The 14,100-nt window shown below is 50.1% G+C and carries 10 protein-coding genes and 2 tRNA genes; 9 read left to right on the top strand and 3 right to left on the bottom strand.

Annotated features, from left to right (window positions below; all coding sequences use genetic code 11):
• Positions 1-41: 41 nt before the first annotated feature.
• Entirely contained in the window at positions 42-1,001 is a 960-nt protein-coding gene (locus tag H8K29_RS14255) for a chemotaxis protein (RefSeq protein WP_186885827.1), read from the top strand.
• Between the two features lie 115 nt (positions 1,002-1,116).
• Here the strand turns inward: H8K29_RS14255 and H8K29_RS14250 are convergent, their stop codons facing one another.
• On the bottom strand, positions 1,117-1,614 hold the full coding sequence (locus H8K29_RS14250; protein ID WP_186898120.1) for a hypothetical protein: 498 nt from the start codon (positions 1,612-1,614) through the stop codon (positions 1,117-1,119).
• A gap of 254 nt (positions 1,615-1,868) precedes the next feature.
• Here H8K29_RS14250 and H8K29_RS14245 point away from each other — a divergent pair, with 254 nt between their 5' ends.
• The 4 genes from H8K29_RS14245 to nadC all read left to right on the top strand — a co-directional run bounded on the left by H8K29_RS14245 (position 1,869) and on the right by nadC (position 8,155).
• Positions 1,869-3,818 carry a CocE/NonD family hydrolase gene (locus H8K29_RS14245; protein ID WP_186898119.1) on the top strand — a complete coding sequence of 650 codons (1,950 nt, stop codon included), beginning with the start codon at positions 1,869-1,871 and terminating at the stop codon, positions 3,816-3,818.
• A gap of 44 nt (positions 3,819-3,862) precedes the next feature.
• Positions 3,863-5,914: a M13 family metallopeptidase gene (locus H8K29_RS14240; RefSeq protein ID WP_186898118.1), complete on the top strand. Its 2,052-nt coding sequence runs from the start codon at positions 3,863-3,865 to the stop codon at positions 5,912-5,914.
• Positions 5,915-6,124: 210 nt separating this feature from the next.
• Entirely contained in the window at positions 6,125-7,261 is a 1,137-nt protein-coding gene (nadA, locus tag H8K29_RS14235) for a quinolinate synthase NadA (RefSeq protein ID WP_370527199.1), read from the top strand.
• A 27-nt stretch (positions 7,262-7,288) separates the two neighbouring features.
• Positions 7,289-8,155 (top strand): carboxylating nicotinate-nucleotide diphosphorylase, encoded by an 867-nt coding sequence (gene nadC, locus H8K29_RS14230; protein WP_186898117.1) that lies wholly within the window; start codon positions 7,289-7,291, stop codon positions 8,153-8,155.
• A 127-nt stretch (positions 8,156-8,282) separates the two neighbouring features.
• Here the strand turns inward: nadC and nadB are convergent, their stop codons facing one another.
• Positions 8,283-9,890, bottom strand: coding sequence for an L-aspartate oxidase (gene nadB, locus H8K29_RS14225; protein ID WP_186898116.1), 1,608 nt, complete (start codon positions 9,888-9,890; stop codon positions 8,283-8,285).
• Between the two features lie 117 nt (positions 9,891-10,007).
• A complete protein-coding gene (gene purT / locus H8K29_RS14220; RefSeq protein WP_186898115.1) occupies positions 10,008-11,219 on the bottom strand; it encodes a formate-dependent phosphoribosylglycinamide formyltransferase in 1,212 nt (403 codons plus the stop codon).
• A 313-nt stretch (positions 11,220-11,532) separates the two neighbouring features.
• Here purT and H8K29_RS14215 point away from each other — a divergent pair, with 313 nt between their 5' ends.
• From H8K29_RS14215 to H8K29_RS14200, 4 genes are all read left to right on the top strand, one after another.
• Positions 11,533-11,805: an HU family DNA-binding protein gene (locus H8K29_RS14215; protein ID WP_186885834.1), complete on the top strand. Its 273-nt coding sequence runs from the start codon at positions 11,533-11,535 to the stop codon at positions 11,803-11,805.
• A gap of 52 nt (positions 11,806-11,857) precedes the next feature.
• Positions 11,858-11,933 (top strand) — tRNA-Val (locus tag H8K29_RS14210).
• A 27-nt stretch (positions 11,934-11,960) separates the two neighbouring features.
• Positions 11,961-12,037: transfer RNA gene (locus H8K29_RS14205), tRNA-Asp, on the top strand.
• An 86-nt stretch (positions 12,038-12,123) separates the two neighbouring features.
• Positions 12,124-14,046 (top strand): SurA N-terminal domain-containing protein, encoded by a 1,923-nt coding sequence (locus H8K29_RS14200; RefSeq protein WP_186898114.1) that lies wholly within the window; start codon positions 12,124-12,126, stop codon positions 14,044-14,046.
• Positions 14,047-14,100 lie beyond the last annotated feature (54 nt).

The raw sequence follows: 14,100 nt of genomic DNA, 5'->3' as shown, positions 1-14,100 counted from the left end.
TACCATCGAACCAGTTCTCTTTAATTTAGAAGGAAATATCTATGAGTACAGTACAGCAGGAAGTGGATGAGCGTACCAATCTCACCGGTTCGAATAAATTTGAATTGCTGCTGTTCAGATTGGGTGGCGATACAAATGGCGATCGTTCTGAATTGTTTGGTATCAACGTGTTTAAAGTGCGCGAAATCGTTGCGATGCCTGCGATTACTGCTGTTGCTGGCTCTCTTCCCCATATGCTGGGTGTGGTGAACTTGCGCGGGCAAATAATTCCAGTGATTGATTTGCCTGCGGTTGTCGGATGTACGCCGAAAACTGGCCTGAATATTATGCTGGTCACTGAATATGCGCGCACCACTCAGGGATTCGCAGTGGAATCTGTTGAGGAAATCGTGCGGCTTGACTGGAGTCAGGTACTGTCAGCAGAAAACAGTGCTGTAGGTGGCATGGTAACAAGCATTGCACGTCTTGACGGTGATGTTGAGAATACCCGTCTGGCTCAGGTGCTCGATGTGGAGCAGATCCTGCGTGAGATTACGCCATCCGACACGAAAGATGTTGACCCGGATACGATTGGCGATAAGTTGCTGATGAAAGAAGGCGCCGTCATTCTGGCGGCGGATGATTCTGGCGTAGCTCGCAGCTTGATCGAACAGGCGCTGAATGCGATAGGTGCGCCGTTTATCATGACTAAAACGGGTAAAGAGGCCTGGGATAAATTGCAATCAATGACGGCAGCCTCGCTTGCGGATGGAAAACCTGCCAGCGACAAAGTGGCGATGATACTCACCGATCTGGAAATGCCTGAAATGGATGGTTTTACCCTGACACGTAAGATCAAGCAGGATGACCGTTATAAGAATTTGCCCGTGATTATCCACTCATCTCTCTCCGGTTCCACGAACGAAGAGCACATTAAGAGCGTTGGAGCAGATGCCTATGTCGCCAAGTTTGTCGCAGAAGAGTTGGCAGCAGCAATCAGGAAAATTTTGAAAAATAAATAGTAAGTCAGCGCTTGTTTGCTATGTAAAAAGGACGCCGGGTTGGCGTCCTTTTTTTTATATCGTCTTTATATCGTGACCGATGTCGCTACCTTGGAATTGAACATGGCTAATAAAGTTAGCATCCTTGCGCGGGGACTTTTCTCCAGCCGCCCGGACAATCTTTAATTGCAGGATAAAAGCCGTCTGGCTGATTACAGTACAGCCAGTCGCCGTTATTGCTTGTTACCGGGATGGGATCGGAATAGGTATAACTGGTCACCGGTTCGCTGATATACGCTGGACTGGAGTAGGTGCTATATGTCGTTGCGTATGATGGGTAGGGCGCATACGTTGTGTACGTCTGGTTGCTATACACGACAGATGGCGCACTGAGCATGGCACCCACGACTACTGAGCCCAGAAGAACCTCCGGAAAATAAGAGTAATGCCCCCGGTAATAGCCATGGTTGCCGTAATAAGGGCGGGGACTATGATAAGTGTATCCGGGGAATGGGCGTCCGGCGTAGTAGCCGTGGCGAACAGAGCTGACCGGGCTGGAGTGCGATTGCGCCAGCACATTGGCGGAAAAACAAAGAGCAAATCCGGTTACGCAAAGCAGCTTAAATACCTTCATGATGTCAACCTTCAGCATATAAATGGCTGTTTCAGTAAAATTCCGAAACTTAATGCAAAAAAAACACTCAGTAACAGATAACTATGATCTGTCATGTTCATATACTGCATATTAGCAGTATTCTGAAAATCTATTGTTTCCTTATGTTGCACGATGAAGCGTGCTTTTTAAATTAGAAATAACAGAATATGCGTGTAAATGGCAGTCAAAAGAAATGATGTTCCGTGAAAAACCGATAAGAAAAAGGATCTGTGATGACTCGTTTAAAACTTTCTGCATTGTTATGCGCGTCGCTGCTGGCGTTTAATCCGCTTAGTTCTGCGCAGGCTGCAGCAGATGCAACGGAAAAAGCTGACAGCAAGCCCTCGGTGCGTGAGCTGTACACCAAATATGAATACCAGATTCCTATGCGTGATGGTGTGCACCTGTTTACCGTGGTCTATGTTCCCAAAGATACATCTAAAGCGTATCCGTTTCTGATGGTCAGAACGCCTTACGGTAGCGGTGTGCATGACGGTGAAGAGTCGCATTATGGTGTGGATTTTTACCCGCGTTCTGTCGGTCCATCAAAGGAGTTTGAAAACAGCGGCTATATTTTCGTGAATCAGGATGTGCGTGGGCGCTACATGTCCGAGGGAAAGTGGCAGGAGATGACGCCCCATGCGAAATCTGACCGTGCTCCCGGCGAAGGCAATGAAAGCCAGGATATGTATGACACCGTGGAATGGCTGTTAAAGAACGTACGTGGTAATAACGGTAAGCTTGGCATCTGGGGTATTTCATATCCCGGTTTTTATACCTCTGCCAGCGTCATCGATTCGCATCCGGCAATCAAGGCGGCATCACCGCAGGCGCCAGTAACAGATTTATATATGGGCGATGATTCTTATCATGGTGGCGCCTTTATGTTATCGGCAAATTTTGATTTTTATTCCAATTTCACGGCAGAAAAAAATCCGACCCGACTACCTAAAACCTGGAGTCAGTTTGACTATGGAACGCAGGATAGTTATCAGTATTTTCTGCAACATCTGACACTGGGAAATATCACGGCACAACTCAGCGACAAACAGCGCGAATTACTGATGCCGACAATTGCCCATACCAGTTACGATGATTTCTGGAAGTCGCGCAATATTGCGGCGCATCTGAAAAACGTTAAAACGCCGGTACTCACGGTTGGCGGTTGGTATGACGCCGAGGATGCGCAGGGCCCGTTCACAACCTATCAGGCGATCAAAGCGAATAATAAAGGCAGTTTTAATGGCATCGTGATGGGGCCGTGGGCGCATGGCGGATGGGCTGGCGCAGAAGGTAAGTCATTAGGCAATGTCAGCTTTGATGTGAAGACCGGCGAGTATTACCGTAAAAATATTCTGTTTCCGTTTTTTGAGCAGCATCTGAAAGGCGAGAAGGGCAAAGCACGGGCGGAAGCGACCGTGTTTGAAACCGGAACGAATATCTGGCGCGAATACGCCAGTTGGCCGCCACAGCAGGCACAAAATCGTACTTTGTATTTTTCTGCGAATGGGAAGCTGAGTTGGAAAGAGCCACAGGAAGAGTTCAACACCTTTGACGAATATATCAGCGACCCGAAAAAGCCTGTGCCGTTTATCTCGTATGTGGCAACGGGTGTGCCGCGTGAGTATATGGTGTCAGATCAACGTTTTGCTTCTACCCGCCCCGATGTGCTGGTGTATCAGACTGATGTGTTGGAAGAAGATGTGACGATTGCGGGGCCGGTCAGTCCCCGTTTATTTGTCTCGACATCCGGTACCGATGCTGACTGGGTCGTGAAGCTGATTGATGTTTATCCTGATGATTATCCTGAGCGACAAGCGCCGCGTGATCGAGGTAGTGATGTGCCGCCTCCGTCGATAAAAATGGCTGGTTATCAGCAATTAGTCCGTGGCGAGCCTTTGCGTGGAAAGTTCCGTCACGGTTTTGAAAAACCTATGCCGTTTGCGCCGGGTAAAGTCGATACAGTGAGCTATCGTATGCCGGATATCAACCACACGTTTCGCCGTGGGCACAGGATCATGGTGCAGGTACAAAGCTCATGGTTCCCGTTGATTGACTTAAATCCACAAAAATTTATGGATATTCCTAAGGCAAATCCTGACGATTTCCAAAAAGCGACGCAACGCGTTTATCGCTCGCCAGGGCAGTACTCCGGCATCTCCGTACCAGTGTTGGTGAAATAATCGCTGGCACTACATTCACTTATATTTCAATAAAACGAAAAATTATGTCGACAACTCAATTCTTCAAACGCAGCATCCTTGCTACTCTGGTGAGCCTTGCCTGTATGTCTGCGCCGTTGCAGGCGCAAACCGCCACCTCAAACCAATTGGTGCTTGAATCATCAACGATGGATTTGAAAGCAGATCCATGCACACAATTTTTTGAATATGCGAATGGGCTATGGTTGAAAAATAATCCTATTCCTGCTGATCGCTCGCGCTACAGTGCTTACGATGAGGTCACCGAGCGCAATATGATTGCCTTGAAAAAGATTGCAGAAGCGGCCGCTACGGGGCTGGATCAACACCGTGCAGCGCAACTGGTTGGCGCGTTTTACGCCAGCGGTATGAATGAAGCGCAAATCGAAAAAGAAGGCGTGCGACCACTGGATGCAACATTGGCACAAATTAACGCTATCAATGATAAGCAGCAGCTTATTTCCATGATCGCTGTATTGCATAAGCAGGGTGTCAATCCCTTATTCGGTTTTACCATTGACCAGGATGCGAAAAGTGCGACCCGCTATATTCCGCAGTTAATGCAGGGCGGCCTCGGTTTGCCGGATCGTGATTACTATCTGAAAACCGATGCAAAAACGAAAGAGATTCGCGCTAAATATCTGTCTTACATGACGCAGATGTTTGGCTTTCTGGGCGATACATCTGAGGTCGCAGCAAAAAATGCAGCAGATGTGCTGGCGCTGGAAACCCGTCTCGCCAAGGTTTCTCTGACCAAGGTTGAGTTGCGTGATCCGCAGGCCAGCTATCATTTATCCGACTTGGCTGGGTTGCAGAAACTGACGAAATCCACGCCGTGGGCCACGTATTTTTCGGGTGTTGGGCTGACACAGCCGGGGCAGATCAATATTGCGCATCCTAAATTTTTCGCCGAAGCCGATCGCCTGCTGGATCGCGTACCACTGGATCAGTGGAAAACCTATTTGCGTTGGGAATTGTTGAACACGCGGGCATCAGCACTCAGCTCTGCACTGGTCAATGCGCATTTTGATTTTTACGGCAAAACTCTGGCCGGGACGAAAGAGCTGCAACCGCGCTGGAAACGGGTGCTGGCAAGCATCGATGCCCAGACTGGTGAGGCCATGGGTGAGTTGTATGTGGCTCAGTTCTTCGGACCCGAAGCAAAAGCAGGTGTGCAGGAAATGGTGATGAACATCAAGGCGGCGATGCGCGACAGCATCAGTAAGCTGGAGTGGATGTCCGATGTGACCAAGCAGCAATCGTATAAAAAACTCGATACAGTGATGGTGAAAATCGGTTACCCCGATGTCTGGCGCGATTATTCCGGCTTGCAGATCGACAAAGCCTCTTATGCCGATAATATCGCGCGCGCCTCTGAATTCGAGTTTAAGCGTGTGCTGGCAAAATTAGGTAAGCCTATCGACCGCAATGAATGGGGTATGACGCCGCAAACGGTGAACGCCTATTACAACCCGACCATGAATGAAATGGTCTTCCCGGCCGGGATACTGCAACCGCCGCTGTACCATGTGAATGCCGACCCGGCAGCGAATTACGGTAATACCGGTGCGACGATAGGGCATGAACTCACGCATGGTTTTGATGATGAAGGGCGGCAGTTCGACGCACAGGGAAATCTGAAAAGCTGGTGGACGCCGCAGGATGAGAAAAAATTCCTGTTGCGCGCCAAGGCCATTGAGCGTCAGTTCGATGAATTTAATCCTATCGATCAACTGCACATTAACGGCAAGCTGACTGCCGGTGAAAATATCGCTGATCTGGGTGGCTTGAAAATCGCGTTACAAGCCTTGCGCCAATCGTTGAAGGTTAAACCGCAGGCCGCAGAAATTGACGGCCTGACGCCGGATCAGCGTTTCTTCGTTGCGAATGCCCAAAGTTTCCGCAGCCTGATTCGTGATGAAATGTTGCGCATGAAACTGGCAACAGATCCGCATGCACCGGACAAATACCGCGTCATTGCGCCACTGGCAAACATGCCGGAATTTGCGGAGGCATTCCAATGTAAGGGCGATCGTTCGCCATTGCGTCAGGGCGCGAAGCGCGTGAACATCTGGTAACAGCGTATACTGTCGCCTTTGCTGTGATCCCAACGCCGGTTTCGCCCACAGCGCAACCGGCGTTTTTTATCCTCAATTTCCCTGAAAAACAGGGGGTATATGCCAAAATCGGCCTATTGTCAGCATAAACAATGGGTCTTTTTATATACCCCGGGGAGTATATTTTGATGCCGGAACGCCTTCCAGCGCGCTTCCGGCGATAGGCAGAGAATGATGGAAGCTACCAAAGTCGTTGAATTTGAACGTCCTTTAATGGAAGAAGGCAGCAGTTGTGTCGCTAATGCCTGGGCCAAAGTGCCGGATATGCCGACACCGGAAGAAAAAATCGCCCTGAAAAACCGTATTCGTGCCTTGCTGAAAGAAAAGCAGGCGGTGCTGGTTGCGCATTACTATGTGGATGCAGACTTGCAGGATCTGGCCGAAGAAACCGGTGGTTGCGTGTCTGACTCGCTAGAAATGGCGCGTTTCGGGCGTGATCATCCTGCCAAAACGCTGATCGTCGCTGGTGTTAAATTCATGGGCGAAACAGCCAAAATTCTGAGTCCTGAAAAAACGATACTGATGCCGGATCTGGATGCGACCTGCTCGCTCGATCTGGGGTGCCCGGCAGATGAGTTTGCGGCGTTTTGCGATGCGCATCCTGATCGCACCGTGGTCGTGTACGCCAATACCAGTGCGGCTGTCAAAGCGCGTGCCGATTGGATGGTGACCTCCAGTATCGGTCTCGATATCGTCGCGCATCTGCATGCGCAGGGCAAAAAAATCTTGTGGGCGCCGGACAAACATCTGGGCAGCTATATCCAGAAAAAAACCGGTGCCGACATGTTGTTGTGGCAGGGCTCCTGCCTTGTGCATGACGAATTCAAAGGCATAGAACTGGATTTGCTGAAGACCGAGCATCCGAATGCAAAAATTCTGGTGCACCCGGAATCGCCAGCCGCCGTCGTTGCGCTGGCCGATGTGGTGGGTTCGACGTCGCAAATGATTCACGCGGCGCAGACCATGGATGCGCAGGAGTTTATTGTCGCCACCGATAACGGCATTCTGCATAAAATGCAGCTGGCTGCACCCGGCAAAACGTTCATCGTTGCGCCAACGGCGGGCAATAGCGCAACATGTAAAAGCTGTGCGCATTGCCCGTGGATGGCGATGAACGGTTTGCGCAATCTGCTGCATGTGCTGGAAAACGGCGATCATGAAATTCATGTTGATCCTGTGGTCGGGCAAAAAGCGCGGGTCTGCATTGATCGCATGCTGGATTTTGCGGCGGCGAAAAAAGCCAATGTGCGTCCGTCATCCGATCTGGCAAAAGAAGCCAGCTTATTTTCCGGCATTGGTCCGGCTTAACTGAACTCTGCTCAGGATTTTGTACTTATGCCTAGTAATTTGAAAAATTCTCATTCGCCGTTTGATGCCAATCTGCAAAAAGCGTTTGAACGCAATATCCGCGATGCACTGGCCGAAGATGTCGGTGCCGCCGACCTGACTGGCTTGTTGGTGCCTGCCGATGAAATCGTACAGGCGCAGGTCATCGTGCGCGAAGATGCCATTCTGTGTGGTGCGCCGTGGTTCGATGCCGTGATGACGACGCTGGATGCCGCTATCGAAGTGGATTGGCAATACGCCGAAGGTGCGCAGATGAAGGCTAATACCGTGGTCTGTAAAATCAAGGCGCCAGCCCGCGCTTTGCTGACGGCGGAACGTTCTGCGTTGAATTTCCTGCAGTTGTTGTCTGCGGTTGCGACTGCGACCGGCAAGTATGTTGCTATCATCGCCGGCACTAAAGCGGCGATTCTCGATACGCGCAAAACCTTGCCAGGACTGCGTCTGGCGCAAAAATATGCGGTACGTGTTGGCGGTGGAAAAAACCAGCGTCTGGCTTTGTATGACGGCATTTTGATCAAGGAAAATCATATTGCGGCTGCCGGCGGTGTTGCTGCGGCTATGCAGCAGGCACTGAGCCTGAATGCGGGCGTCAGCATACAGATAGAAGTGGAAACGCTGGAGCAATTGCAGACGGCATTGCAAGCCGGTGCGACATCGATTTTGCTGGATAACTTCAATACCGACATGATGCGTGAAGCGGTGGCGATCAATGCTGGACGTGCTTTGCTGGAAGCATCCGGTGGCATTGATCATGTCACCGTTCGTGCGATTGCTGAAACTGGTGTTGACCGTATTTCCATCGGCAGCCTGACCAAGGATATCAAGGCGACGGATTATTCTTTGCGGATTATCTGAGCGCGGACTTTTTTTCTTTCCTTTTCCGTATAAAGCAATGCCGCCAGAGCCCGCATGGATATTGGGCTGTGGCGGCATTGTTTTTTGCCGTTTTCGTGATTCTTGATTGCGTTGTATCGCCTGATGCTTACTTTTTGCGCTTCGGTGTCAGCACTGTTGGTAAGGCCTTTGGTAAGGTGTCGGGATAATCGCGACTGAAATGCAGGCCGCGACTTTCGCGGCGAGACAATGCGCTGTTGACGATGAGTGAGGCGACTTCAACCAGATTGCGCAATTCCAGTAAGTGATTGGAAATGCGGAAGTTGGCGTAATACTCGTCGATTTCCTCTTTCAGCAAACGTATTCTGTGCTTCGCGCGCTCCAGTCGTTTGGTGGTGCGTACGATGCCAACATAATTCCACATGAAGCGGCGCAATTCATCCCAGTTGTGGGCGATCACGACTTCTTCATCGGCGTCAGAGACACGGCTTTCATCCCAGTCTGGGAGTGCGATCGGTGTGATTCTTTCCTGACTTTCTATGTGTTTTGCCGCAGCGCGGCCAACGACCAGACATTCCAGCAGGGAATTGCTGGCGAGACGATTCGCACCATGCAAGCCGGTGTAAGCCGTTTCGCCGACTGCATACAAACCGTGCAGATCGGTTCTGCCATCGGTGTCGGTGACAATGCCGCCACAGGTGAAATGCACCGCTGGCACGACAGGAATACCTTGTTTGGTAATGTCGATACCGAGTTCCAGACAGCGAGCATAAATCGTCGGAAAATGTTCCTTCAAAAATTCCGGCGGTTGATGGCTGATGTCGAGCTCTACATAATCGAGACCGCGTTTTTTCATTTCAAAGTCGATCGCGCGCGCCACGACGTCACGTGGTGCCAGTTCCAGACGCTCATCATGATCAGCCATGAAGCGCTTGCCAGCAGCAGCACCTGCTTCGGCCGGTAATTTTAAAATACCGCCTTCGCCACGTACCGCTTCCGTGATCAGGAAAGATTTGGCAAACGGGTGATACAGGCAGGTCGGATGAAACTGTATGAATTCCATATTGCCGACGCGGCAGCCTGCGCGCCATGCCATGGCTATCCCGTCGCCAGTCGCCGTATCCGGATTCGTGGTGTACAGATAAACCTTACCTGCGCCGCCGGTTGCCATCACGGTGTGCTGGGCCGCAAAGGTATCGACTTTGCCGGTTTTGACATCCTGTACATACAGGCCAAGACAGCGTGGTGTTGAGGATGTATCGCCGAGCTTGGCAGAAGTAATGACGTCAATCGCGTAATGATGTTCAAACAGCGATATGTTGGGGTGATTGCGGACCTTTTGTTCTAGTGTCACCTGCACCGCATGTCCGGTGGCGTCGGCGGCATGAATGATGCGGCGCTGACTATGACCACCTTCGCGCGTCAGATGAAAGCCGAGTTCTGCTTCTTCGTCTCTGGTGAATGGCACGCCTTGTTCTATCAGCCAATCTATCGCTTCACGCCCATGCTCAACAATATAACGGGTTGCTCCCTCGTCGCACAGGCCGCCCCCGGCGATCAGCGTATCTGAAATATGCTGATCGTGGCTGTCGTGTGAATCCAGAACGGCTGCAATACCACCCTGAGCCCAATTGCTGGCACCGTCAAGCAATTCGCGTTTGGAGATGATGGCAACCTTGCGTGTTTGTGCCAGATGCAAGGCGACGGATAAGCCCGCCAGACCGCTGCCAACGATGACTACATCGAAATTCTTCATAAAGAGCTTTATAAAAACGCGCTGTCTTGTTGCGCCGTCTTGTTGTTAAATGGCCGCGATTTTTAAGTCGCGGCAAACGTGCTGACAGACCTGCGTTTGTTGAAATGATTTATTTTATTATTTTATGACGACAGGTCTCACTTTGGCTGCAGCTTCTTTGGCCAGGCGGCGTGCTGTGTCGGTGTCGCCCGCTGCTGCCAATGCCACGCCCATGCGACGGCGTGCGAAAGATTCCGGTTTGCCGAACAGGCGGATATCTGTGCCCGGTACTTGTAATGCCTCCGCAACGCCTTCAAATGCGATCCCTTTTGCTTCGTGTTGGCCGTAAATGACCGCTGATGCCGCCGGTGTCCGTAATGCGACATCGACCGGCAAGCCCAGTATGGCTTTCGCATGTAGCTCGAATTCATTCTGCACCTGACTCGACATGGTGACCATGCCTGTGTCATGTGGACGTGGGCTGACTTCGGAGAACCAGACCATCTCGTTTTTGACGAATAATTCAACCCCAAACAAACCGAGACCACCGAGATCATCGGTAATTTTCTTGGCGATATCACGTGCACCTTGCAGCGCCTGCGGGTGCATTGCCTGCGGTTGCCATGATTCGACATAGTCGCCTTGCACCTGAACGTGACCGATAGGTTCGCAGAAGTGCGTCTGGATTTCGCCATTGCTGCCTACGGCGCGTACGGTCAGTTGTGTGATTTCGTAGTCGAAATCGATGAAGCCCTCAACAATGACGCGACCAGAATTGACGCGCCCGCCCGCTGCGGCGTAGTTCCATGCGGTTTCTACGTCGGCGGCGCTGTCGAGTTTTGATTGTCCTTTGCCGGAAGAAGACATTACTGGTTTAACGATGCAGGGAAAACCAATTTCTGTGCATGCAGCGCGCAACTCGTCCAGACTATCGGCGAAGCGATATGGCGATGTCGCCAGCCCTAATGTTTCTGCCGCAAGGCGGCGTATGCCTTCGCGATTCATTGTCAGCCACGCTGCGCGCGCTGTCGGAATCACCTGCACCTTGCCGGCATTTTCGAGTTCAACCAACGTCGGAGTAGCGATGGCTTCGATTTCAGGAACAACCAGATCAGGCTGCTCGACTTCAATCAGCGCCGCCAATGCTGCGCCATCGGTCATATCAATAACGTAAGCGCGATGTGCGACCTGATGACCCGGTGCATTTTCATAGCGATCCACAGCGATCACTTCGACTCCCAGTCGTTGCAGTGAAATGATGACTTCTTTTCCAAGTTCACCTGAGCCCAGCAGCATAACTTTGGTTGCGGAAGGAGAGAGTGGCGTGCCTAAAGTTTGAATCGGTTTCATATTTATGTCGGATAGTTTTTGTGTGATTTTGTCGTCGCCACCAGCATGTGGCTTTCGCTTATTTATGCAATGCGCGGTTGAGCCGATTTATCGTTAACAGAAAGCCAGCAACGATATCAAGGTGAAATTATACTGAGTAAAGTCAAACTTAATCTTTAAGATTGCAATGAAAGCTTGTAAAACCGCTTGACACAAGGCTTTCCGGCTTGTTTTAATACCGGATGCAGATTTCCTGCTTGCCGTGATAGATGCGAGACTGAGAAACAATCGAATACATCGTCGCGAAATTCAAATTTTTGTGAGGGGGCTTTAAGTGAATAAAACTGAGTTGATCGATCATATTGCGAAAACAGCGGATATTTCAAAAGCGGCTTCTTCCCGCGCTCTGGACGCTTTGATCGGTGCGGTAAAAACAACGCTGAAGAAAAACGGTACAGTCACACTGGTTGGTTTTGGTACTTTCTCCGTCGGTAAACGTGCAGCGAGAACTGGCCGTAATCCACGCACCGGAGAAGCAATTAAAATCAAGGCGGCTAAGGTTCCTAAATTTAAACCTGGCAAAGCATTGAAAGATGCTGTAAACTAATGATCTTTCGCGACGCCGTGATAATGGTGGCGCGAGTGTAAATTGCAGGTGCGGGCGCTTAGCTCAGTTGGTAGAGCGGAGCCCTTACAAGGCTTAGGTCGGGAGTTCGAGCCTCTCAGCGCCCACCAGTTAATTTATACATAGTAGTAAAAAAAGGAGTGGTAGTTCAGTTGGTTAGAATACCGGCCTGTCACGCCGGGGGTCGCGGGTTCGAGCCCCGTCCGCTCCGCCAGAAAACTGAAAAGGCGAACGAAAGTTCGCCTTTTTTTATATTTGCAATTTTGTGATTGTTATTCTTCGTCATACGATAGGTTGAACATGTTTGAATTTATTCGTACCCATCAGCGCTTAATGCAATTTTTATTGTTGCTGATTATTTTTCCTTCGTTCGCCTTTTTTGGCATCGAGAGTTATACCAGATCGCAAGCGACTGCCGGTGCGACGGTTGCAACGGTTGCAGGTCAGGCGGTCACTCAGCAGGAGCTGGATGCTGCTTTGCGCGAACAGTTGGATAAATTTCGCCAGAGCTATGGTCCTCAATTCGACTCTAAGATGTTGAATACTCCGGAAATGAGGAAAAATGTTCTGGATGAGTTGATTGCCCGTAAAGCCGTTGCTGCTGAAATTAAAAATAGCAAACTGACGGTGACCGATCAGACCCTGCAGCAACAGATTCTGGCATTGCCTGGCCTGGTGAAAGCGGATGGTAGCTTCGATAAAGAACGGTATCTGAATTATCTTGCTTCTCAGGGGATGACTCAGGCTATGTTTGATCAGCGTATGCGCCAGGATCTGACGGTTGAGCAGTTGGCTGGCGCTGTGCAGAACACGAGTTTTATTCCAAAAACGGTCGTGGATCGTATTGCGCTGATCAGCGAGCAGGAGCGTGAAGTTCAGATGTTGAACTTTAAAACGGCTGATTTTACCTCGCAGGTAAAAGTCACTGATGAAATGGTGAAAGCTTATTACGATAAAAATGCTGCGCAATTCGAAATTCCTGAGTCAATCAAGGCCGAATATGTTGTCTTGAATAATGATGTATTGCAGGGGCAGGTTGCTGTTTCTGATGCGGAAGTGCAGGAGTTTTATAAAAGCAATGCGAAAGCCTATAGCGTTGATGAGCAGCGCCGAGCCAGTCATATTTTGATTACGGCGAAAAAAGACGCGAGTGATGCTGAAAAGGCGAAGGCAAAAGCGAAGGCTGAATCATTGTTGGCGGAAGTTCGTAAAAATCCTGCTTCATTCGCAAAGCTGGCAAAAGAAAACTCTCAGGATCCAGGCTCAGCAGAGCGTGGTGGTGATCTTGACTTCTTCGGTAAAGGTGCGATGGTCAAGCCTTTTGAGGATGCTGCTTACAAGCTGAAGCAAGGTGAGGTCAGTGATGTTGTGCAGTCTGATTTTGGTTTTCATATCATTCAGTTGACGGATGTTAAGCCTGCGATGGTCAAACCTCTGGATGAGGTGAGGGCGCAAATTACTGCTGATATTAAAAAGCAAAAAGCAGCAAAGGCGTATGCAGAGGCGGCGGAAACTTTTGGTAATACAGTTTATGAGCAGGCGGATAGTCTGAAGCCGGTTGCAGACAAACTGAAGCTCAAAATAGAAGTAGTTGATGGTTTGATGCGCGAACCGAATAAGGCGTTGCCGGCTTCTGTGGTGACGAATAATGCCAAATTTCTGACGGCTATTTTTGCTGACGGTGCTGTGAAGAAAAAACACAACACAGAAGCGGTTGAGGTTGCGCCAAATACTCTGATTGCCGGTCGTATTCTGGAATACAAAGCGGCTAGCAAGCGCCCGTTGGAAGAGGTGAAGCCGACGATCGTTGCGAAACTTACGCAATCCGAAGCTGAGGCTTTGGCTGAAAAAGAAGGTAAGGCTAAACTGGCCGCATTGAAAGCGGCGGATTCTGTTGCCGGATTCTCGGATGTGAAAGTGATTTCACGTGCGAAGCCGCAGGATATTCCGGCGGCAGCATTTGTGCAGGTGATGAAGGCGGATACGCAAAAATTGCCAGCTTATGTTGGTGTGGCGCTCGGCGGTGGCGTTTATAGTGTTTTCCGTATTTCTAAGGTGAGTGCAGGTGTTCCTGATGCAGCAAAACGTGCATCAGATGCGCAGCAAATTGCCAGTATGCAGTCGCAACAGGATCTTTTGACTTACATAGAGTTGTTGAAAAAAAAGGCGAAAGTCAGCGTCAATAAATCGGCTTTGGCAGCTCCGGTTCAAGTAGTTCAGTAATCAAAAAAGATGACCATAAAACGGTACCGGAACGGTGCCGTTTTTTTTTGCGCA

This window comes from Undibacterium sp. CY21W (genome assembly GCF_014284265.1).
Lineage (GTDB): Bacteria > Pseudomonadota > Gammaproteobacteria > Burkholderiales > Burkholderiaceae_D > Undibacterium > Undibacterium aquatile.
This window is presented reverse-complemented; position numbering and strand designations above follow the sequence as displayed.

Excerpts from the sequence above, each read along its gene's own strand:
- H8K29_RS14255 (WP_186885827.1), top strand. The coding sequence starts at position 42 with ATGAGTACAGTACAGCAGGAAGTGGATGAGCGTACCAATCTCACCGGT.
- purT (WP_186898115.1), bottom strand. The coding sequence starts at position 11,219 with ATGAAACCGATTCAAACTTTAGGCACGCCACTCTCTCCTTCCGCAACC.
- H8K29_RS14250 (WP_186898120.1), bottom strand. The coding sequence starts at position 1,614 with ATGAAGGTATTTAAGCTGCTTTGCGTAACCGGATTTGCTCTTTGTTTT.
- nadA (WP_370527199.1), top strand. The coding sequence starts at position 6,125 with ATGATGGAAGCTACCAAAGTCGTTGAATTTGAACGTCCTTTAATGGAA.
- nadB (WP_186898116.1), bottom strand. The coding sequence starts at position 9,890 with ATGAAGAATTTCGATGTAGTCATCGTTGGCAGCGGTCTGGCGGGCTTA.
- H8K29_RS14200 (WP_186898114.1), top strand. The coding sequence starts at position 12,124 with ATGTTTGAATTTATTCGTACCCATCAGCGCTTAATGCAATTTTTATTG.
- H8K29_RS14245 (WP_186898119.1), top strand. The coding sequence starts at position 1,869 with ATGACTCGTTTAAAACTTTCTGCATTGTTATGCGCGTCGCTGCTGGCG.
- H8K29_RS14240 (WP_186898118.1), top strand. The coding sequence starts at position 3,863 with ATGTCGACAACTCAATTCTTCAAACGCAGCATCCTTGCTACTCTGGTG.
- nadC (WP_186898117.1), top strand. The coding sequence starts at position 7,289 with ATGCCTAGTAATTTGAAAAATTCTCATTCGCCGTTTGATGCCAATCTG.